Origin of the sequence: Kitasatospora sp. NPDC096077 (genome assembly GCF_040303245.1) — a bacterium.
Lineage (GTDB): Bacteria > Actinomycetota > Actinomycetes > Streptomycetales > Streptomycetaceae > Kitasatospora.
The window spans coordinates 21,695-42,819 of the sequence record NZ_JBEOSV010000019.1 but is presented as its reverse complement, the minus strand read 5'-3'; the positions used below and the strand labels follow the sequence as shown (position 1 = coordinate 42,819).

16 protein-coding genes are annotated in these 21,125 nt (G+C 74.3%); 8 read left to right on the top strand and 8 right to left on the bottom strand.

Features of this window, described 5'->3' with window-relative positions:
* The first annotated feature begins 135 nt into the window (after nucleotides 1-135).
* Nucleotides 136-816, top strand: a complete 681-nt coding sequence (locus tag ABTZ03_RS18470) for a macro domain-containing protein (protein ID WP_350514041.1) — start codon at nucleotides 136-138, stop codon at nucleotides 814-816.
* A 179-nt stretch (nucleotides 817-995) separates the two neighbouring features.
* Here the strand turns inward: ABTZ03_RS18470 and ABTZ03_RS18465 are convergent, their stop codons facing one another.
* On the bottom strand, nucleotides 996-1,736 hold the full coding sequence (locus ABTZ03_RS18465) for a TetR/AcrR family transcriptional regulator (protein ID WP_350514040.1): 741 nt from the start codon (nucleotides 1,734-1,736) through the stop codon (nucleotides 996-998).
* 100 nt (nucleotides 1,737-1,836) lie between these two features.
* Between ABTZ03_RS18465 and ABTZ03_RS18460 the strand changes: the two genes are divergently transcribed.
* Nucleotides 1,837-2,850: a zinc-binding dehydrogenase gene (locus ABTZ03_RS18460; RefSeq protein ID WP_350514039.1), complete on the top strand. Its 1,014-nt coding sequence runs from the start codon at nucleotides 1,837-1,839 to the stop codon at nucleotides 2,848-2,850.
* Nucleotides 2,851-2,956: 106 nt separating this feature from the next.
* Here the strand turns inward: ABTZ03_RS18460 and ABTZ03_RS18455 are convergent, their stop codons facing one another.
* Both ABTZ03_RS18455 and ABTZ03_RS18450 read right to left on the bottom strand, forming a co-directional pair.
* Nucleotides 2,957-3,703, bottom strand: coding sequence for a hypothetical protein (locus tag ABTZ03_RS18455; RefSeq protein ID WP_350514038.1), 747 nt, complete (start codon nucleotides 3,701-3,703; stop codon nucleotides 2,957-2,959).
* Nucleotides 3,704-3,705: 2 nt separating this feature from the next.
* A complete protein-coding gene (locus tag ABTZ03_RS18450) occupies nucleotides 3,706-4,875 on the bottom strand; it encodes an SUKH-4 family immunity protein (protein WP_350514037.1) in 1,170 nt (389 codons plus the stop codon).
* A 220-nt stretch (nucleotides 4,876-5,095) separates the two neighbouring features.
* Here ABTZ03_RS18450 and ABTZ03_RS18445 point away from each other — a divergent pair, with 220 nt between their 5' ends.
* Entirely contained in the window at nucleotides 5,096-7,927 is a 2,832-nt protein-coding gene (locus ABTZ03_RS18445; RefSeq protein ID WP_502894508.1) for a penicillin acylase family protein, read from the top strand.
* Between the two features lie 127 nt (nucleotides 7,928-8,054).
* On the opposite strand, the gene ABTZ03_RS18440 is transcribed toward ABTZ03_RS18445, so the two are convergent.
* Nucleotides 8,055-8,369, bottom strand: a complete 315-nt coding sequence (locus tag ABTZ03_RS18440) for a hypothetical protein (RefSeq protein ID WP_350514036.1) — start codon at nucleotides 8,367-8,369, stop codon at nucleotides 8,055-8,057.
* Between the two features lie 115 nt (nucleotides 8,370-8,484).
* Between ABTZ03_RS18440 and ABTZ03_RS18435 the strand changes: the two genes are divergently transcribed.
* Together ABTZ03_RS18435 and ABTZ03_RS18430 are read left to right on the top strand one after the other, a co-directional pair.
* Nucleotides 8,485-9,708 (top strand): threonine synthase, encoded by a 1,224-nt coding sequence (locus tag ABTZ03_RS18435; RefSeq protein ID WP_350514035.1) that lies wholly within the window; start codon nucleotides 8,485-8,487, stop codon nucleotides 9,706-9,708.
* Between the two features lie 170 nt (nucleotides 9,709-9,878).
* Complete coding sequence (locus ABTZ03_RS18430; RefSeq protein ID WP_502894506.1) at nucleotides 9,879-11,264, top strand: hypothetical protein; 1,386 nt, start codon at nucleotides 9,879-9,881, stop codon at nucleotides 11,262-11,264.
* A 111-nt stretch (nucleotides 11,265-11,375) separates the two neighbouring features.
* Here the strand turns inward: ABTZ03_RS18430 and ABTZ03_RS18425 are convergent, their stop codons facing one another.
* A complete protein-coding gene (locus ABTZ03_RS18425; protein ID WP_350514034.1) occupies nucleotides 11,376-12,806 on the bottom strand; it encodes a helix-turn-helix domain-containing protein in 1,431 nt (476 codons plus the stop codon).
* Nucleotides 12,807-13,136: 330 nt separating this feature from the next.
* On the opposite strand from ABTZ03_RS18425, the gene ABTZ03_RS18420 reads away from it, so the two are divergent.
* The 3 genes from ABTZ03_RS18420 to ABTZ03_RS18410 all read left to right on the top strand — a co-directional run bounded on the left by ABTZ03_RS18420 (nucleotide 13,137) and on the right by ABTZ03_RS18410 (nucleotide 19,494).
* Nucleotides 13,137-16,343, top strand: a complete 3,207-nt coding sequence (locus tag ABTZ03_RS18420; RefSeq protein WP_350514033.1) for a M28 family peptidase — start codon at nucleotides 13,137-13,139, stop codon at nucleotides 16,341-16,343.
* Between the two features lie 278 nt (nucleotides 16,344-16,621).
* Complete coding sequence (locus ABTZ03_RS18415) at nucleotides 16,622-17,890, top strand: cytochrome P450 (RefSeq protein WP_502894511.1); 1,269 nt, start codon at nucleotides 16,622-16,624, stop codon at nucleotides 17,888-17,890.
* A gap of 128 nt (nucleotides 17,891-18,018) precedes the next feature.
* Nucleotides 18,019-19,494: an alpha/beta hydrolase gene (locus tag ABTZ03_RS18410; protein ID WP_350514031.1), complete on the top strand. Its 1,476-nt coding sequence runs from the start codon at nucleotides 18,019-18,021 to the stop codon at nucleotides 19,492-19,494.
* A gap of 108 nt (nucleotides 19,495-19,602) precedes the next feature.
* On the opposite strand, the gene ABTZ03_RS18405 is transcribed toward ABTZ03_RS18410, so the two are convergent.
* The 3 genes from ABTZ03_RS18405 to ABTZ03_RS18395 all read right to left on the bottom strand — a co-directional run bounded on the left by ABTZ03_RS18405 (nucleotide 19,603) and on the right by ABTZ03_RS18395 (nucleotide 20,948).
* Nucleotides 19,603-19,755 carry a hypothetical protein gene (locus tag ABTZ03_RS18405; protein WP_350514030.1) on the bottom strand — a complete coding sequence of 51 codons (153 nt, stop codon included), beginning with the start codon at nucleotides 19,753-19,755 and terminating at the stop codon, nucleotides 19,603-19,605.
* Between the two features lie 154 nt (nucleotides 19,756-19,909).
* Nucleotides 19,910-20,263: a hypothetical protein gene (locus ABTZ03_RS18400; protein ID WP_350514029.1), complete on the bottom strand. Its 354-nt coding sequence runs from the start codon at nucleotides 20,261-20,263 to the stop codon at nucleotides 19,910-19,912.
* Between the two features lie 265 nt (nucleotides 20,264-20,528).
* Nucleotides 20,529-20,948, bottom strand: a complete 420-nt coding sequence (locus ABTZ03_RS18395; RefSeq protein ID WP_350514028.1) for a hypothetical protein — start codon at nucleotides 20,946-20,948, stop codon at nucleotides 20,529-20,531.
* Between the last annotated feature and the right edge of the window lie 177 nt (nucleotides 20,949-21,125).

Here is a 21,125-nt window from a genome sequence, read left to right as displayed (position 1 = left end):
ACCGGGACCGCCGGTCCCGGTCGCCGGACAGCGCGGACGGATGGGCGGACGGATGGGCGGACGGATTGTCGGTGCCGCCCGCTAGCGTCGGTATCGACAGCGGGAAACACCTCGACGTACGACAGGAGTTGCAGCATGACGACGGACCGCGCGCAGTCCCCGCTCAGGGTGGTGCTGACGGACCTCAACGCGACGGTGGTCGAGTCGTGGCGGGCCGCCTTCGCCGACACCCCCGAGATCGAGATCCGCAAGGGCTCGATCCTCACCGAGCAGGTCGACGCCTGGGTCAGCCCGACCAACTCCCGCGGCCTGATGGACGGCGGGGCGGACGCGGCGATCAAGCGGCACCTCGGGGCGGGCATCCAGCTGAAGGTGCAGCGGGCGATACGCGACCAGTACGCGGGCACCCTGCCGGTGGGCAGCGCGGTCTGCGTGCCGTCCGGGGCGGTCAACCCGAGGTTCCTGATCTCGGCGCCCACGATGCAGACCTCCTCGCAGAACGTCAGCGAGACCCTGAACGTCGCCCTCGCCTGCGCGGCCGCCTTCCAGGCCGTCCACCGCCAGAACCGGCTGGCGCCGGGCAGCATCCGCTCGGTGGCCCTGGTCGGCATGGGCGCCCGGACGGGCCGGGTCCCGGCCCGGGTCTGCGCCAACCTGATGTGGACGGGCTACACCCTCTTCAACGACCACCACTTCGAGGACTACGACGACCTGCGCGCCACCGTCCTGGGCCAGCTGCGGGACATCGAGGACGCGCCCGCCACCACCCGGGTACGGATCAACGCCCCGGCGGCCGACGGCCGGCCCCGGCGCTGAGCGGAACACCCGGGGGCCGACGCCGGCCCGCCCGCTGAGCCCGCTCCCGCCCGGACCCCGCGCCGCGCCGACCCTTCGGCGCGGCGCGGGGCGTTTCCGCGCGTCGCGCGGCATCGCCGACCGCCGGACGTCACATCCGCGCGGGGCTTACCGGCCGCGCGGGCCCGAGACCGCCGCCGTCAGCCGGCGGCCAGCGCCAGCCGGATCCAGCGCTCCGCCTCCGCGGTCGCCGTCGGCACGTCGAAGGCCTCCGGCGCGGCCGCGGCCTGCACCACCAGCCCCTTGAGCAGCCCCACGAAGGCGAACGCGAAGGCCCGGGCGTCCAGCCCGGCCCGCACCTCGCCCTCGGTCACGCCCTGGCCGACCACGTCCGCCACCCAGTCGCGGGTCCGGGTGTCCAGCTCGGCCACCGCCACCGTCAGTTCGGAGGCCCCGGCCAGCGCCTCGGCGCCCAGCACCACGAAGGCCCGGCCCAGGTCGGTCGGGTTCCGCACGCCGTCGAGCACCCCCCGGGCGAAGCCGCAGAGCTCCTCCGCCGCCCCGGCGCCGCTGCGCTCGGGCGCGGCCGCCGCCATCGCCTCCGCCAGCGCCTCCTCCTGGAGCCGGGCCAGCAGCGCGGCCTTGGAGCCGAAGTAGTGGGTGGCCAGCCCCCGGCTGAAGCCCGCCTCCTCGCCGACCCGGGCGAGGGTGACCCCGGTGCTGCCGTGCTCGGCGATCAGCCGGGCGGCGGCAGCGAGCAGCGCGGCCTCGGCACGGGCGCGCCGTTCCGCCTGGGTCCGCCGTTCGGCCTGGGCGCGGGGCGGCTTGGCGTCCTGCGGGGCCGTCTCGGCCTCCTGCGAGGAGGTCTCGGCGTCCTGCGGGGCCGTCTCGGCATCCTGCGGGACGATCGCGCGGGCCGTCGGGTCATCGTGCGTGGGCATGGCACCATGCTAGGCTCAACTTGCTTGTTGGTTAACAAGCAAGTTTGGGGCGGCGGGGCACTCCCCCGACCCCGCCACCCCCGACCGAAGGGAAGTCCCGATGACCGCCACGATGCTCGCCGGCCGCCTCGACGTCACCAAGGGCGCTTTCGCCGTCGAAGAGGTGCCCGTCCCGACGCCGGGCCCGGGTCAGGTGCTGATCAAGGTCGAGGCCGCCGGCGTCTGCCTCTCCGACGTCCACCTGATCGACGGCACTCTCAAGCCCTTCCTCCTCCAGGGCTCCAAGGTCACCCTCGGCCACGAGGTCGCGGGCACCGTGCACACCCTCGGCGAGGGCGTGACCGGTACCGCCGTCGGCGACCGGGTGCTGCTGCAGGCCGGCGAGACCCGCGACGGCAAGGTCTTCACCCGCGGCGTGGACTACGACGGCGGCTGGGCCGAGTACGCGCTCGCCACCGTCGCCACCCTGGTGCCGATCCCGGACGAGCTCCCCTTCGAGCAGGCCTGCTTCATCCCCGACGCGGTCTCCACCCCCTGGTCCGCGATCACCGCCACCGGCGCCGTCCGCCCGGCCGAAGCCGTCGGTGTCTGGGGCGTCGGCGGACTGGGCGCCCACGGCATCCAGCTGCTGCGCGCGATCGGCGCCTTCCCGATCGTCGCCGTCGACCCGCTCCCGGCCGCCCGCGAGCGCGCCCTCGCCTTCGGCGCCGACGCCGCCCTCGACCCGGCCGACCCCGCGTTCGCCGAGCGGCTGCGCGCGGCCACCGGCGGCCGGCCGCTCTCCGCCGCCTTCGACTTCGCCGGCGTCGCCCCGGTCCGCGAGCAGGCCGTGGCCAGCCTCGGCGAGCACGGCCGCCTGGTGCTGGTCGGGCTCACCGACAAGCCGCTGACCATCACCAAGGGCACCATGGTCAGCTACCTGCGTCAGCAGATCCTCGGCCACTACGGCTCCCAGGGCCAGGACGTCATCGACCTGGTCAACCTGGTCCGCGGCGGCCGGCTGGACTTCGCCCGCTCGGTCAGCGGCACCTTCCCGCTGGCCGACGCCGCCCGCGCGGTGGAGGCGCTGGAGCGCAAGGAGGGCAACCCGATCCGCCTGGTCCTCAAGCCCTGAGACCTCCCCGCACCTGCCCGACTGAGCCGGGCACGGCACCGGGGGCCGGCAGCCGAACAGCGGCCGCCGGCCCCCGACTTGTCGGCCCCCGACCTGTCGGCCGCCACTACTCCACCGGCGACACGTGCAGCCCCCGCGGGGCCGCCTCGACCACGGCCGCGCGCTTCGACGTCAGGTACAGCCGCGCCCGGAACACCCCGAACAGACTCGCCGTCACCGTCACACCGGCCCCCAGGCACAGCGCCGCGCCGACCATCAGCGCCGTTCCGAGCACCCGGTCGGTCGCCATCAGCCCGATCGACAACACCACCAGCGACGGCACGAAGCTCACCACGGCCGGCAGCGACAGCCAGGTCGTCCCGCGCAGGAACTCCCCGCGGTCCCGCCGGTACACCTCCCGGGAGCCGCGCATCGCCGCGCGCACCCCCGCCCCGTCGAGCACCAGCGCCGGCACCACCAGATAGCTCGCCAGCGACCACACCAGACCGACCATCAGAAGCGCCCCGAGCACCTGGACCGCCCCGAGCGGCGCCCACCTCGCGAGCACCCCCAGCCGTCCGGCGGCGCGCCGGTAGCTGGCCCCGACCCTCACCGGCCGCCCCCGCAACGCATCGGCGGCCGCGACGAGCAGCGCCGAGGTGCCGAACACGGCGAGGAAGGAGAGCACCAGCAGCCCCAGCACGCCCAGCAGCAGGCTCCCGCCGAGCAGCACCTCCGCCCGGACCAGCAGCGCGGCCACCCCGCCGAACACGGCCACCGTGATCGCCGGCAGGAGCAGCAGCACCTTCCGCCGCCACACCACCCCGGCCAGCGCCCGCGCGCCCCCGCCCTCGTCCACGTCCTCGATCTCCACCACTACTCCAGCAGGCTGCCCATGTGCCCGTCGTCCACCCGGATCGGCCAGAAGTGGCTGTCGGTGGCGAACGCCTCCGGGTCCAGGGCCCGCAGCACCGCCTCGGCCGCGCTGTCCAGGAGTTCGGACGGTTCGAACACCGACCACGGTACCGGCGCCTGCGGGTCCTCCGCCTCGCGCCGTACGGCCCGCAGCCGCTCGAACGTCCACAACACGTACAGCAGCGCCGAGAGGTCCCGGTGCAGATAGGCGGCCGTCTCCCCGTCGTCCCCCGGGTCGGGCAGCTCGACCCGCCCGGTGGCGCCGTCGAGGGCGACCACGGAGTCGTACATCCACCCGCCGACCACCGGGAATCCGCCCTGGTAGGCGCGGGGCCCCTTCGAACAGCTCCCCGGGTAGGTCTCCGCCACGGTGCGGAACGGGCCCTCGGCGTCGACGGACAGCACGCAGCCCTCGGCGACCGGCAGCCCGACCTCGGTGAGCAGCCGCCGGGTCGGCCCGTGGGCGAGGCTCGCGGGCAACTCGGCCTCCGCGAACCGGCGGACGCCACCCTCGCCCGCCACCGTCGCCAAGTCCTCGACCAGTGCCGGGGACACCTCGTACGCCAGCCCCTCCGCCGCACCGGCGGCACCCCAGGCGAGCGAGCGGATCGTCAACACCGTTCCCCAGTGGGCCGGTCGGCCCTCCGTCCGCCGGTAGAGCTCCGGATCGGCCTCGCGCAGCCGCTGCCGCACCGCCCGCTCGACCTCGGCGACGGCCGCCGGACCGTGCGACGGCTCCGCCCCCGCCGGCCGGAGCTCCTCGACCTCCGCCGCCAGCGCGATCAGGCACCCCGGGCTGCTGGCCAGCAGATCCCGCCGGAGCACCCCGTCGTCGTCCGGCCGGGCCAGGTACACCTCGCCGCCCGCACCGTCCAGCAGCACCGTGACCGGCCCCTGCCAGTCGTCGTACCGGGCCTCCCCCAGCACGTACAGCCCCTCGGCGCCCCGCACCCCCTGCCGCTCGTACCAGGACACGGCCGTCTGCAGCGGTTCGTCCCCCGAGGCCTCCAAGTCCAGGTAGGCGCGCGACCAGCACAACTCCCCGGCGGTGAGCAGCTCCCGGCTCGGCCCGTGGGTCACCCCCTCGGGCAGCACCCGCACCGCCCCGGCCCCCGCACCCGTCCCCGCCATCGCGCTCCCCCTGCCCGCCGCCCCACGACGGCCGATCACCCACCGACGCGAACGACCCTAGCGGAGCCCACCGACAACCCGTCCCGGCCCACCCCCGAGGACCGCTGACGACGGGTCAACTGTCGCTACGGCAACGGCGAAATGGCATGCACGCCACTAGCCAACCGGCCAGTAGCGCCCCTACCGTCGACTCCCCGTGGCTTCGACGGAGGAGCTCGCCTTGCGCCTACGCCCCCACCCCCTCCACCGCCCCCGCAGACCCCGCAGCCGGTTCCCGAGGGCGGCCGCGGCCGTCCTCGCGTCGGCCCTGTTCGCCACCGCCGCCCTGACCGCCCCCGGCAGCGCCGCCGCCTCCCCCACGGCGGCGGCCGCACCGGACTACTGCGGCGGCCGGTGCACCGACATCCTCCCGCCCGGCGAGAACGGCAACGCGACGCTCGCCGAGATCCTGCTGAACCGGATGTTCGGCAGCCGCCCCGCGCACACCGACGACCAGCTCGGCCCGTACTCCGCCCTCGCCTCCGGCTACCCCGGCCTGACCGAGGCCGGGCTGCGGAACTTCTTCGACGACGCCTCGTTCGGCGTCCCCGCCGACCAGGTGGCGAGCACCACCAGCCCGCGCCCGGACGTGACGATCGTGCGCGACAAGGCCACCGGAGTGCCCCACATCACCGGCACGACGCGCTACGGCACCGAGTTCGGCGCGGGCTACGCGGCCGCCCAGGACCGGCTCTGGGTGATGGACCTGTTCCGGCACGTCGGCCGCGGCGAACTGTCCGGCTTCGCCGGCGGCGCGGCCGCCAACCGGCAGCTGGAGCAGAGCTTCTGGCAGGCCGCGCCGTACACCGAGACCGAGTTGCAGCAGCAGATCGACGCGCTGGCCGCCCGCGGCGGCCGGGCCACCCAGGCCCTCGCCGACGCGAACGCCTACCTGGACGGCATCAACCAGTACGTCACCCAGGCGTACAACGGCCGGACCTTCCCCGGCGAGTACGACCTCACCGGCCACATCGACCCGATCACCAACGCCGGTTCCATCGAGCCGTTCAAGCTGACCGACCTGGTCGCCCTGGCCTCCGTGGTGGGCGCCCTGTTCGGCTCCGGCGGCGGCGGTCAACTCGCCTCCGCCCAGGTGAAGTCGGCGGCCGAGGCCCGGTACGGCAAGGACGCCGGGGACGCGGTGTGGGCGTCGCTGCGCGAGGCCGACGACCCGGAGGCGGTACGGACCCTGCACGACGGGCAGAGCTTCCCGTACGGGACCGTGCCGGACGACCCGCAGGGCCAGGCGCTGCCGGACCCGGGCTCGGTGGTGCCCGAGCGGATGATCTACGACGCCACCGGCTCCGCGGGCACCGCGACGACGGCCGCGAAGGGCGTACTGCCCGGCAACCTGCTCACCGCCAAGCACGGCATGTCCAACGCCCTGGTGGTCTCCGGCGCGCACACCGACGACGGCCACCCGGTCGCCGTGTTCGGCCCGCAAACCGGCTACTTCGCCCCGCAGTTGCTGATGCTGGAGGAGCTCCAGGGCCCGGGCATCAGCGCCCGCGGCGCGGCCTTCGCGGGCCTCAGCTTCTACGTCCAGCTCGGCCGCGGCCAGGACTACGCCTGGAGCGCCACCTCCGCCGGGCAGAACATCACCGACACCTACGCCGTGCCGCTCTGCACCACCGACGGCTCACCGGTCACCACCGCCGCCAACTCCTACCTCTGGCACGGGCAGTGCCTGCCCTTCGACCGGCTGGAACGCCAGGACGCGTGGAGCCCGACCACCGCCGACGCCACCCCGGCCGGCTCGTACACCCTGGTGATGTACCGGTCGAACTACGGACTGGTGACCGCCCGCGGGACGGTCGGCGGGGCACCCGTCGCCTTCACCGCGCTGCGCTCCACCTACCGGCACGAGGCCGATTCCATCATCGGCTTCCAGGAGTTGAACGACCCCGGCGCGGTGCACGACGCACCGAGCTTCCAGCAGGCGGCGCAGGACATCAACTACACCTTCAACTGGTTCTACGCCGACTCCCGCGACACCGCCTACTACAACTCCGGCAGCAACCCGGTGCGCGCCGCCGGGGTCGACGCCGGGCTCCCGGTGCTGGCCCGGCCCGCCTACGAGTGGGCCGGCTTCGACCCCGCCACCAACACCGCCCGGTACACCCCGCCGGCCGAGCACCCGCAGTCCGTCGACCAGGACTACTACGTCTCCTGGAACAACAAGCAGGCGAGCGGCTTCACCTCGGCCGGCTTCGGCAACGGCTCGGTGCACCGCGCCAACCTGCTCGACGACCGGGTCAAGGCGCTGATCGCCGGCGGCGGCAAGGTCAGCCGGGTCTCGCTCACCCAGGCCATGGAGGGCGCCGCGCTGGCCGACCTGCGGGCCGAGGACGTGCTGCCCGACCTGATCCGGGTGCTGCGCAGCGCCCCGGTCACCGACCCGGCCGCGCTCACCGCCCTCCAGCAGTTGGAGGCCTGGCTGGCCGACGGCGCCCAGCGGAAGGAGACCTCGGCCGGCAGCCACGGCTACGCCGACGCGGACGCGATCCGGGTGCTGGACGCCTGGTGGCCGCTGGTCGCCGACGGGGTGATGCGCCCCGGGCTCGGCGACCCGCTGTTCACCGCGCTGACCGGCGCCCTGCAGATCAACGAGTCGCCCTCCGGCGGCCAGACCGGCGCGACGGGCGGCGGCCCGGTCAGCGCCAACGAGGCCATCCCGCACAAGGGTTCGGCCTTCCAGTACGGCTGGTGGAGCTACCTCGACAAGGACCTGCGCGCCGTCCTCGGCGACCGGGTGGCCGGCCCGCTGGCCCGTCCGTTCTGCGGCGGCGGCGACCTCACGGCCTGCCGCACCGTCCTGCTGAACACCCTGGTCCGGGCCGCCGCCGAGACCCCGGCCCAGGTCTACCCGGGCGACGGGGACTGCGCGGCGGGCGACCAGTGGTGCGCCGACACCATCATCCAGCGGCCGCTGGGCGGGGTGACGGACGACAAGACCACCTGGCAGAACCGGCCGACGTACCAGCAGGTGGTGCAGTTCTCCGGCCACCGCTGAACCGGCGCCGAGCCGAACCGGCGCTGCGACGCGGCGTGGCCGCCGGCACCCTTCCCGGGGTGTCGGCGGCCGCGCACGCCGCCGGGTCTCGGCTCAACCGCTCGGCTCAACCGCTCAGCTCAGCCGCTCAGCTCAGCCGCTCGGCGACCCTCCGCTCGGCCTCCCGGAGATTACCCGCCTCGCCCCGGAGCCGGACGCCCGCCTGGTGGTAGACGTCCGGGCTCTGGTGGGTGGCCATCCGCTCGGACAGGGCCGCCGCCAGCTCCCCGGTCACCTCCAGCAGATCGGCGAGCGAGCCGAGCATCACGACGGCCTCCACCGCCGGGACCCGCTCCCGACCCCGGTCCTCGGCCTTCGGCAGCGCGTTCTCCCGCAGCTGCCGCCGGGCCTCGTCGACCGCGTCGACCATCGCCCTGATCCCACTGTCCGTCACACTGTCCATCCCGCTCCCCAGCTCCCGTCCGGTTGTCCGTCGTCGAACATCCCCCGGAGTGTGTCCGCCGCCCAAGATTCAAAAACCCGCCCGGTAGCACCCGAAACCGCCCTAGGCTGCTTACATGGCAACCGACGACTCCCTCGCAACCGGCCAGCGCTCACTCGGCGACCCCACCCTCGACTACCCCCTGTGGCCTCCGCTGACCTCGGGCTGCCCGCGCACCGGCACGGCGGAGCTCGCCTACCCCGTCGAGGTCGACTACGCCTACGACAAGGTCGACCCGGCCGCCCTGTTCGCCCCCGTCCGGGCCCGCGGCGGCCTGGAGCGCTGGGCGCCGCTGCTGCCCCCGCTGCTCGCACCGGGCCTCGGCGAGGGCGCCACCCCGCTGGTGGAGATCGAGCCGGGCGTGTACGTCAAGGACGAGTCCCGCAACCCGACCTGGAGCCACAAGGACCGGCTGAACCGCTGCACCACCAGCGCCGCCGTCGGCGCGGGCGCACCCGGCATCGCGGTCGCCTCCTCCGGCAACCACGGCGCCTCGGCTGCCGCGTACGCCGCCCGGGCCGGACTGCCCTGCGTGGTCTTCACCGGCCCGGACGCACCGCCCGCCGTGGACGCCTTCCTGAACGCCTACGGCGCCGTGGTGCTGCCCGTGCCGTGGGAGGCGCGCTGGCCGCTGCTGCGCCTGGTGGTCGAGCGGCTCGGACTGCACCCGGTCAGCAACCTGACCCCCACCCACACCGGGCACGCGTACGGCCCGGAGGGCTACAAGACCGTCGCCTACGAGATCTTCCAGGACGTGGGCCTGCCGAGCGCGGTCTTCGTCCCCACCGGGTACGGCGAGCTGCTCTTCGGCGTCTGGAAGGGCTTCACCGAGCTGCAGCGGCTGGGCCTGGCCGACCGGGTGCCGCGGATCTTCGCCTGCGAGTCGGCGGCCTCCGGCCCGCTGCACCGGGCGATCGCCGAGGGCCTCCCGGCCGCGCACGTGACGGTCGCCCCGAGCGCGGCGTACTCGATCGCCTCGCCGGTCAGCGGCTACCGGGGCGTGCTGGCGGTGCGCGGCAGCGGCGGTGCGGCGCTGACCGTCGACGACCGCCGACTCGCCGACGCCCAGGCCGAACTGGCCCGCGCCGGACTGTGGACCGAGCTGTCCGCGGCGGCCGGCCTGGCCGGCCTGCGCAGCCTCGGCGAGCGGGCGCCGCGACCGGACGAGGGCCCGGTGGTCTGCGTCTCCACCTCCAGCGGGTTCAAGGACAAGGGCATGGGCAGCCGCCCGACCGCCCCGGTCACCCCGACCTGGGAGGAGGTCGAGCGCCGACTGCGCGCGGCCGGGATCGGCACCTGACCCCGGCGGGGGCGGCTCATACCAGGACGGCTCACTCCCGGGACGGCTCGCGCACGACCGGTTCCGGAAGCCTGCTGTTCGTCGTACCGTTCGCTGACGTAGGGTCGGCGTTCGCCCACGCACAGCAGGCTGGCTCCGCCCCAACTCCCCCGCGTCGAAGGGCCGTCACCGTGATCCGTTCCCCCCGCCGTCTGCTGCCGCTGGCCGTCGCCGTCGCGGCGGTGCCCGTGCTCGCCCTCCCGGCGGTGCCGTCCGCCGCGGTCTCCTACGGCACCCCGACGATCACCTTCTCGGCCGGCTACCTGTCCGGCGCGGTCGGCGCCGTCGGCGACCCGACGGTGGGCGTCACGGTCGCCCAGAGCGGCTCCCCCGCCTCGGCGTTGACGGTCGCCGCCTCGGCCAGCACCCGCACCGCCGTGGCCCGGACCGGCGACGTCACGGTGACCGGCAGCGGCGGGACCCGCACCCTGGCGGTCGCCGCCCAGGGCGTCGGCTACACCGACCTGACCGTCAAGGTCACCGGCCTGGGCGGCAAGACCGCCACCCGCACCCTGCACTACGCCGCCTCGCCGGCCGTCCACGACTCCGGCGCCAGCCGCTACCTCACCGGCTCCAGCGACGCCTCCGCCGCCGTGGACGCGGGCGGCGGCCATATCCTCGTCGGCGACGACGAGTCCAACACCCTGCGGCTCTACGACCGCAACAACTCCGGTGCCCCCGTGCGCACCTGGGACTTCAGCGCGGCGCTCGGGGTCAGCAAGGAGATCGACATCGAGGCCGCCGCCCGGGTCGGCGACACCGTCTACTGGACCGGCTCGCTCGGCAACAACAAGGACGGCAAGGTCAAGCCCGACCGGCACACCCTGTTCGCCACCAAGGTGACCGGCTCCGGCGCCGACACCCAGCTCTCACTGGCCGGTTCGTACCACGGGCTGCGCGACGACCTGATCGCCTGGGACAGCGCCCACGGCGACCGCTACGGCTTCGCGGCGGGCTCCGCCGAGGGCCAGGTGCCCAAGCAGATCGACGGATTCAACGTCGAGGGGCTGGAGTTCGCCCCCGGCAGCGGCACCACCGCGTACATCGGCTTCCGCGCGCCGCTCACCCCGGCGGTCACCGGCGGCCGGGCGCTGCTCGTGCCGGTCACCAACTTCCCGTCCCTGTTCGACGGTTCGGCGAAGCACGCGACCATCGGCGAGCCTATCGAGCTGGACCTCGGCGGCCTGTCCGTCCGCGACCTGCGCCGCAACGCGCTCGGCCAGTACCTGATCGTGGCCGGCTCCTGGGCGGCCGAGGACAACTCCGCCCCGTACGCCCTCTACCGCTGGGACGGCCGGCCGACCTCCAGGCCGGTCAAGCTGATCGACCTGCCGACCGGCGACGCCGGCGCCTGGGAGGCCGTCCCGGACGTGCCGGACCTCGACGCCCCCGGCGCCCGCGCCCAGCTGATCACCGACAACGGCTCCGCCGACCTGTACGGCGACGGCACCGCCGCCAAGGACCTCACCCACCCGGAGTGGCAGAAGTCCCGCAGCACCTGGTTCACCCTGGGCTGACCCGAACCGGCCCCTCGGCTCCGCCAGGCCGAGGGGTCTCCCCGTGCGAGGGGCCTGGCCCACCGGGCGCACGTGGACCCACCGCGTCGCTCAGGAACCGGCCCGCTCCGCTCAGGAGCCGGCCAGCTCCGCCAACTGCCGGGCGGCCTGGGGCTCGTACGGCGCGAGCCGCTCGCACAGCCCGCGCAGCTCGTGCCCGACCAGCGCGGGCACCGCACCCACCGGGACCGTCTCCAGGGCGGGCCCGAGCAGCTCGACGGCCGCCCGCGGATCGTGCGCACACATATGGCAGTCGGCCGCCCGTACCGTGAACAACAGCCGGCTGGCCGGAAGTTGGTCCGGTCCGAGCAGCCCGAGCGCGGTCTCCGTCGCCGCCAGCGCCCGCCGGGCCAGCCGGGGGTCGTCCACGGCGGCGGCGAGGTCGCGCAGGGCGGCCGCCGCGGCGGACTCCACCCGCAGTCGCATCGAGGCGATGGACAGCCACGGCACGTCCGCCTCGTCCCGGGCGTCGATGTGCTCCAACTCGGCCCGGGCCAAAGTGATCTGCCGTACGGTACCGCGCACGTCGCCGGTCAGGGCGCGCGCCCGGGCCTGGCTGACCCGGCCCATCGCCCCCGCCCACGGACGGTCGGGGGCGACCCGGTCGATCTCCCGGGCGTAGCCGAGCGCGGCCGCCGGATCGCCGTCCAGCCGGGCCAGCACGCTCAGGTCGCTCAAGGTGCCCACCTGGGTGGCCTGGTCCCCGGCGAGTTCGGCCCAGAGCAGCGCGCGGTCGAAACAGGCCATCGCGGTGGCGCTCCGGCCGCCCTGCATCCGCAACGCCCCCGCGGCGTGGGCGTGTTCGGCGGCGAGCCGGGCGAGCGGACGGCGCTGGGCGGCCGGTGCGACGGCCAGCCGGGCGAGCACCACGTGCAGGGTCCGCTCGACGGCGGCGACCAGCCCCGGGTGCACGCCGGCCTCGGCGGCGCGCAGCTGGGCGGCGAGCAGCCCGGCCAGGGCGTGCGCGGTGTCGGCGTCCAGCGGGGCGCCGGTCGCCGGGTCGGCGGTGCAGAACTCGGTGTACCGGGCGATGAGTTCGTCCGGCGGGGGGACGGCGCAGCCCTCGGCGTCGTGCAACGGGCAGAGCAGCCCGTAGTCGGGCAGCCGGGCGGGTGCGACGGCCGCCCCGGGGGAACCGACCGGGTCGCCGGACCCCCCGCCCGGCAGCGGCGGCCGGAGCACCCCGGGGGCGAAGGGCCCGAGCGGCGACATCCCGGCCGTCTCGGCGCGCAGTCCGGCGGCCGCCAACTCCCCTCCGGCGCCCAGGAGTCCGTCGATCCGGTCGACCAGCCGGGGGGCGACCCGACGGGTCCCGTGCTCGATCTTGCTGACCGCCGTGTGGTCGTAGCCGATCCCGGCGCCGAGCTGGGCCTGGGTGAGTCCGGCCCGGCGGCGCCAGTGCCGCAGCAGGGCGCCGAACTCCCGCCAGACATGGGGATCCGGCGCGAGGGCGGGCGGCGGGGCCGGCGGAGCCGAGGTGGCGACGGAGCCCACACGGTGCACGACTGCCTCCCCGGCGGCGGGCCCCGACCCGGGGCCCTGGGACGATTGCCGACGGGGAGGACGCTACTCGATCGCACCCGCCCCGTACATGATGTGGTCTCAACCACTTGAGGGAAAGCCCAGCTTGACGCGAAACGGCACCCGCACCTTGACGGAATTTGCCAACCCTATGCCGAGCCCGCACCAGCCATTGACCCGAGCATGACGTCATGTGAGTGTTCGGGCACCCGAGCGCGGACGGCCCGCAGCGGCCGTCCCCCGGACGCGGCCTGCGGTGCGCCACCAGCCTTGCCGTCCGCGGTCGAGGACCCCCACACGCGAGGAGCCTCGATGCAACGCAGAGTTTCCCCACGCCGGTTGCTCAGCACGGCGACCACCCTTGCCGTGCTGGCCGGCCTGGTCGGCGCCACCGCCGGAGCGGCCGCCGCCGCGCCGGCACCCTCCCCAGCGCCGCCCAGCGCCCTGGCCGCCGCCGTCAACGCGGCCGACACGGCCGCCGCGGCCGGCGCCGACGCGCTGGCCAAGGGCCCCGGCGAGAGCTATGAGCGCCGCACCGTCACCCCCTGGCTGAACGGCCTCTACTCCGTCTCCTACGAACGCAGTTACCACGGCCTCCCGGTGGTCGGCGGCGACGCCGTGGTGCTCGCCGACGGACAGGGCAGGGTGCGCGGCCTCCAGTCGGCCGCCACCGGTCCGGTCGGCGGATCCACCACCCCGCAGATCAGCGCGGCCGACGCGGAGAAGACCGCGCGGACCGAGCTGCCGACCGTGGACAAGGCGGACTCCCCCCGCCTGGTCGTCCGGGTCAAGGACGGCGCCGGCCGGCTCGCCTGGGAGACGGTCCTCACCGGCCGCACCGAGCACGCCCCCAGCCACCTGCACGTCTTCGTCGACGCCGGCACCGGCGAGGTGGTCGACAGCTACGACGACGTCGAGGCCGGCACCGTCAACAGCAAGTGGAACGGCCCCGGGCCGCTCACCATCAGCACCACCAACTCCGGCGGCTCGTACTCGCTGCGCGACCCCAACCGGCCCGGCCTGTCCTGTTCCGACATCGACTCCGGCCAGGTGTTCACCAAGTCCTCGGACTCCTGGGGCAACGGCGACCCGTCCAGCCGGGAGAACGGCTGCGGCGACGCCATGTGGGCGGCCCAGAAGGAATGGGACATGCTCCGCGACTGGCTCGGCCGCAACGGGCACGACGGCAACGGCGGCAGCTGGCCGATCAAGATGGGCCTGAACGACGTCAACGCCTACTGGGACGGCAGCTCGGTCTCGATCGGCCACAACCAGGCCGGCGAGTGGATAGCCGCCCAGGACGTCGTCGGCCACGAGTTCGGCCACGGCATCGACCAGTACACCCCGGGCGGCGCCAACAACGAGAACGGCCTCGGCGAGGGCACCGGCGACATCTTCGGCGCGCTCACCAAGGAGTACAACAACGAGCCCGCACCCTACGACTACCCGGACTACCAGGTCGGCCGCGTGATCAACCTGGTCGGCCAGGGCCCGATCCGCAACCTCTACCAGCCCTCGCGGGTCAACAACGACCCGGACTGCTACTCCTCCTCGATCCCGAGCACCGAGGTGCACGCCGCCGCCGGGCCGCTGAACCACTGGTTCTACCTGCTGTCCAACGGCTCCAACCCGGGCGGCGGCAAGCCCACCAGCCCGACCTGCAACAACTCCAGCGTCACCGGCATCGGCGTCAAGCAGGCCGGCCAGGTCTGGTACGGCGGCATGCTGCTGAAGACCAGCGGCATGACCTACAAGCGGTACCGCACCACCACCCTGACCGCGGCCAAGAACCTCGACCCGAGCTGCACCTTCTACAACCGCACCAAGGCGGCCTGGGACGCGGTCAGCGTGCCCGCGCAGAGCGGCGACCCGACCTGCACGCCGTCCGGCAACAACGACTTCTCGCTCGCGCTCGGCCCGGCCGCCGGTTCCGTCCAGCCCGGTTCGTCGACCACCGCGACGATCTCCACCGCCGTCACCTCGGGCACCGCGCAGACCGTCAACCTGACCGCCACCGGCGCCCCGACCGGGGTCACCGCGACGGTCAACCCCGGTTCCGTGCAGGCGGGTTCCTCCGCGACGCTGACCCTCTCGGCCTCCGCCTCGGCCCCCGCCGGCAGCTACGTGATCACCGTCACCGGCACCGCCGGCCCGGCCACCCACACCGCCCAGTACACCCTGACGGTCGGCGGCGGCGGAACACCCGGCGGGCCCGCACCGGACATCGACGTGGCCAAGATCCAGGCCGACCTGGCCCAGCTGAACACCATCGCCACCCAGAACGGCGGCAACCGCCGGGCCGGCAGCGCCGGACACACCCAGTCCGTCGCCTACCTCAAGGGCAAGCTGCAGGCCGCCGGCTTCCAGGTCAGCGAGCAGACCTGCACCTCCTGCACCTACCAGTCCAACAACCTGATCGCCGACTGGCCCGGCGGCCCGACCGACCAGGTCACCATGCTCGGCGCCCACCTGGACAGCGTCGCGGCCGGCCCCGGCATCAACGACAACGGCTCCGGCTCCGCCGTCCTGCTGGAGAACGCCCTCGCGCTCGCCCAGCAGAACCCGAGCCTCACCCGGCACGTCCGGTTCGCCTGGTGGACCGGCGAGGAGCAGGGCCTCCAGGGCTCCCAGTACTACGTCGGCCAGCTGAGCTCCGCCCAGCGCTCGGCGATCAAGGCCTACTACAACTTCGACATGGTCGGCTCGCCCAACGCCGGCTACTTCATCAACAACCTCACCTCCGCGGCCTCCGCGCCGCTGAAGGCCTACTGGGACTCGCTCAACCTCCAGCCCGAGGAGAACGTCGAGGGCCAGGGCCGCTCCGACGACTCCTCCTTCCAGCAGGCCGGCGTCCCGACCTCCGGCTACGCGGCCGGCGCCAGCGCCGTCAAGTCCTCCGCGCAGGCCGCCAAGTGGGGCGGCTCGGCCGGGCAGTCCTACGACTCCTGCTACCACCAGTCCTGCGACACCACGAGCAACGTCGACGCCACCGTGCTCAAGCGCAACGCCAACGGCGTGGCCGCCACCATCTGGAAGACCTCCGTCGGCGGCACCACCCCCGCCAACGACTTCTCCCTCTCGGTGAACCCGACCACCGCCACCGTCAAGGCCGGCGCCTCCGCCACCGCGACGGTCGCCACCGCCACCACCTCCGGCAGCGCCCAGACGGTCAAGCTGACCGCCACCGGCGCCCCCGCCGGGGTGACGGTCTCCTTCAGCCCGTCCTCCGTCCAGTCCGGCGCCTCCGCCACCCTGACCGTCGCCACCGCGGCCAACACGGCGGCCGGCACCTACAGCATCGCCCTCACCGGGACCGGCTCCGCCACCCACACCACCAGCTTCACCCTGGTCGTGAGCAGCGGTAACCCCAACCCCGGCAACGCCTGGACCCCCGGCACCACCTACCAGGCCGGCGACGTGGTCACCTACAACGGCGTCAGCTACCGCTGCGTCCAGGGCCACACCGCGCAGGTCGGCTGGGAGCCGCCGATCGTCCCCGCCCTCTGGGAGGCCGTGTGACCGTGACCGCCTGACACCCCCTTAGCCGCTGCGCCGCGATCCGTCGAGGGGGACGGACCGCGGCGCAGCCATGTCCGGGGCGCGGCGGTGTCCGGTGAGCGGCCGTGTCCGGGGCGCCATCCAGGCTGACGGTGACCTCGGGTGACCGTCCGGCCACCCCACTGCCGTAGAGTCGGCCCGCTGCGCCCCACCCTTCGCAGCCCACCCGCCGCACGCCGGGGACGGGCCGCGTCGAGCCGAACCGAGCCGAACCGAGCCGAACCGAGCCGAGGAGACCCCTGGTGACCACGGACACCGTCCCCGTACCCGAGCTGGCCCCCGAGGCCGTCGAGCAGTGGCGGGCCGAGGAGGCCCAGCTGGTCGAGCTGCTCGCCCGGGCGAAGCGCGGCATCGGCGGGATCGCCGCCTTCCGGCTCGGCGGCCCGACGCCGACCGTGCTGGTGACGGACCCGGCCGCCGTCCAGCACGTACTGGGCCGCCACCCCGACCGGTACGTCAAGCGCTCGCACCGGGCCAGGATGCTGGTCGGCGACGGCGTGCTGTCCGCCACCGGGGACGCCTGGAAGCGCCAACGGCGACTGCTGCAGTCCCAGTTCACCGGCACCGGGATGCGCGGCTACGAGCAGCGGATCGCCGCCGCGGCGCGCCGCACCGCCGAACGCTGGGAGGGGTACCGGCGCAGCGGGGAGACCTTCGACGTGGCCGAGGAGATGCGCGGCTTCGCCCTGGACACGGTGTGGCGGGCGCTCACCGGGCGGGAGCTGGACGACCGGACGGACGGCGAACTGCGGTCCGTGGAGCGGGTGGTGGCCGCGATGCCGACCCTGCCCACCGATGCGGCGGACGCCCGGGACGCCGTCGCCGAGGACCTCGCCCGGATCGACGCCGTCGCCCAGGCCGCGATCGACACGGCGCGCGACACGGACCCGACGGACCCCGCGGAGCCCGGGGTGCTGCGGGTGCTGCTCGACGCCGCCGCCGAACACCCGGAGTACACCGACCGGTTGATCCGGGACGAGTTGGTCACCCTGCTGGTCGCCGGGCACGAGACCACCGCCACCACGCTCACCTGGCTGTTCCTGCTGCTCGACGGCGACCCCGCCACGCACGACCCCGCCACGCGCGACGCCGACCCGCAGGCGCTGGTCGCCGAGACCCTCCGGCTGTACCCCTCGGCCTGGCTGCTCCCCCGGCACGCGGTCGAGGACGACGTGATCTCCGGCCACCGCATCGCGGCCGGCACCGACGTGCTGGTCTGCCCCTACCTCACCCACCGCGACCCGGAGTTGTGGCCCGACCCGGAGCGATTCGACCCCGCGCGCTTCGCGCCCGGCGCCCCCCGGCCCGCCCACCTCGGCGCCTACCTCCCGTTCGGCCTGGGCGCCCGCGCCTGCCTGGGCACCCAGTTCGCCCTGCGCGAGACCACCGCGCTGCTCGAACTGCTGCTGCCGCTGGGACGGTTGGAATTCCGCTCGCGCCCGACGGGTGCGGCCTACAGCATCACCGTCCGCCCCGACGGGCCGACCCCGGCGGTGCTCCACCGGTAGGCGTCGCCTCAACCGCCGGGTGGAGAGCGGCGGTTGGCGATCCACCCGGCCTCTCCACCCCCGACTCCACCCCCGACTCCACCCGCCGTCCGAGGCCCGCACCCGGCCGGCGGCCTACCGTCGGGCGCATGACCGCGCTCATGCGCCGCACGGCCGCCACCGGCGCCCTGCTGCTCTCCCTCGCCCTCCTGCCGACCGCCGTGGCCCCGGCCACCGCCCAGGCCGCTCCCGCCGCCCTCTCCTGGGGCAGCTGCCCCACGCCGACACCCAACGCCGACGGCACCCCGTGGCCGCGCGACCCGCGCCAGCAGTGTGCGACCCTGCGCGTCCCCCGCGACTACCGGCACCCGCGCTCCGGCAGCATCACGCTGACCGTCTCCCGGATCCGCACCGCCGACCCGGCCCACCGGCGCGGCGACCTCGTGGTGGTCCCCGGCGGGCCGGGCGGCTCGGGCCTGGACTACCCCGGCCAGGCCGTCGGCTTCCTCCCGCCCGAGGTGCTGCGCTCCTACGACCTGATCGGCTTCGACGAGCGCGGGGTCGGCAACAGCACCCCGGTCCACTGCGACCTGCCCGCCGAGGACCGCGCCGCCCAGCTCAACTACCCCTTCCCGGGCCCCGACGGCTCGATCACCGCCAACCTCGACCACGCCCGTCGCATCGCCGACGCCTGCGCGGCCGCCACCGGCCCGTACCTGGCCGACGTCACCACCGCCAACTCGGCCCGCGACCTGGACCGCATCCGGGCCGCCCTCGGCCAAGGCCGGATCTCCTACCTGGGCACCTCGTACGCCACCTACCTCGGCCAGGTCTACGCCACCCTGTTCCCGTCCCGCACCGACCGGGTGGTGCTGGACAGCACGGTCAACCCCGACGGCGAACAGCGCGGCGTCCAGCTGTTCAGCGAGGGCGCCGAGGACGCCTTCCCGGCCCTTGCCCGCCACCTCGCCGGCCTCGACTCCACCCTGCACCTGGGCGCCACCCCCGCGGACGTCCGGGCGAGCTACCTGCGGCTGGCCGCCGAACTCGACCGCTCGCCCCTCGTCCTGCCCTCCGGCCGGACCCTGGACGGTGTCGCCCTGCGCGCCGTGGTCTACTCCTCGCTCACCAACCCGCGCTACTACCCGCTGGCCGCCCACGCCCTCCAGCTCGCCGCCACCCGCTCCGCGCCTCCCGCGACCGGCCCGTCGCTCCCCATGGTGATCCCGGACAACTTCGTCGCCGCCCAGGACGCGGTGCTCTGCGACGACGCCGCCTGGCCGCGCGACCCGGCGGGCTACGCCGCCCGCACCGCCGCCGACGCCCGCCGGTACCCGCTCACCGACGGCATGGGCGGCAACGTCTGGCCCTGCGCCTTCTGGCACTACTCCCCGAAGGAGCCCGAGGTCCGCCCCACCCCGGACGGCCCCCGCAACGTCCTCCTGCTGCAGAACCGCTACGACCCGGCGACCCCGTACTCCGGCGCCCGCCAGACCCTCGACGCCTTCGGCCACCGGGCCGCCATGGTGACGGTCGACGCCACCGGCCACGGCGTCGACTTCGCCGACCCCCACGTCCGGGACCCGTTCACCACCTTCCTGCTCACCGGCCGACTGCCCCGCTGAACGGCCCGGAGCAGAACGGGCGTGGCCGCCCCCGAACGCCGGGGGCGGCCACGCCTGGAGCCGTGGAGTCAGCTCAGGGTTCAGAGCTCAGGACTCGGTGTTCAGGACTCAGAAGCCGAAGACGTCGCCGGTGTACTTGGCCAGCGTGCTGGGGTTGTTGAAGGTGTTCGACCAGTCGACGGCGGTGGCGCCCCAGGTGCCTCGCAGGTGCACCGACCTGCCGGACCGGAACACCCACCGCCCCGCCGAGGCGGTGCACAACGTCGATCCTTTTCAAGCTGTGCCACAGGTAACCGACTCGCCGTAGCGACAGCCCGACTGACCGACGATCACCTTGCGGACCACGAAGTGCCCCGCCCCCACCAGGGGACGGGGCACTCGTCACATCGGCCCGGAAGCCTGCCCGCCGATCCGGCTACTTCCGGACGAAGGCCTCCTGCCCCGCGTCCACTCCCGTCATCTGCAGCCAGTCCTGACCATCGCGGCTGCCGTACTGGAAGAACCGCTCGCACTTCAGGTCACCAGCCACGGAGACCAGTTCGGCGACGGCGCCGGGCCCCGCATCGTCCAGCTTGCCCCGCCGCCAGCTCCCGGTGAACTTCACCGCCGTCGGAGACGCGTCCCCCCGACACATGGCCGGCAACAGGCTCACCTCACCGAGCCTGCGACCGTCCAGGAACTCGATCGACGCGACACTCGACTTCCAGGCCCCGACCACCGGCGGCGGCTGCTCCCCGGCGGCACACGACACCGACAACGGCAGCACCACGGCCAGCGCAACGCACCGGCCACCCCACACCACAGCCGCCGGAGCCCGCCTGGTTCCCTGCCGCAATCCCCTCACCCGCATCCTCGAATGCCTCGACGTTCTCGTACGGTTGACGCCTTCGTCTTCGTCCGGGTCGCCCCCTTCGGTCCGTCGAAGGTACACGAACGGATGACCCCGGCGGAGAGTAGACGATTTGTTGAATCCGCCCAGGAGGACGGGGCACTCGTCACCACTCGTCGTCCGCCAGATCCCGACGGACCGCCGGTCAGTCGGTGCGTGCCTTCGGATTCACGGTGCAGAAATAGACCCGGCTGTTCTGCCGGTCGAAGTAGAAGCTCCCGGAGTACCGGTTCCGCGTCACCGTCCGGTCGAACGACTCGCTGTGCAACCACGCCGACGTGGTGGCGCCGACCTCCTGGACGAGCGCGCTCGGGACGGGACAGGCGATGCCCCCCTCCTGCCACGTCCCGTTCCCCGTGATGGTCGCGAGCGTCCCGGGTTCGATGCGGGCGACACCGTCCAGGCTCACGTCGGTCGGCCCGGGAAGTCCCGATCCGGCGTACTGCCCCAGGGTCCGGCCGATCCACTTCGTCGCCGACAGCTCGCCCAGCTCCGGGAAGCGGCGCTTCAGCGGATCGACATCGGTGCGGATCTGCGGCGCGGTCGCGTCGGCGGCGGGGGCCACCGAGGGGTTCCGGCGGTCCGCGGTGCTCTGCTGGCCCGGCCCGACCGCACAGCCCGCGGCGAGCAGGGCCGCCGTCGGCAGGAGGAGCAGGGATCGGGCGGGGAGGGAACGCCGCTTCAGCTGCACAGGGTCCATCGGTTCACCATCCTCGAATGCCTCGACGTTCTCGCACGGTTG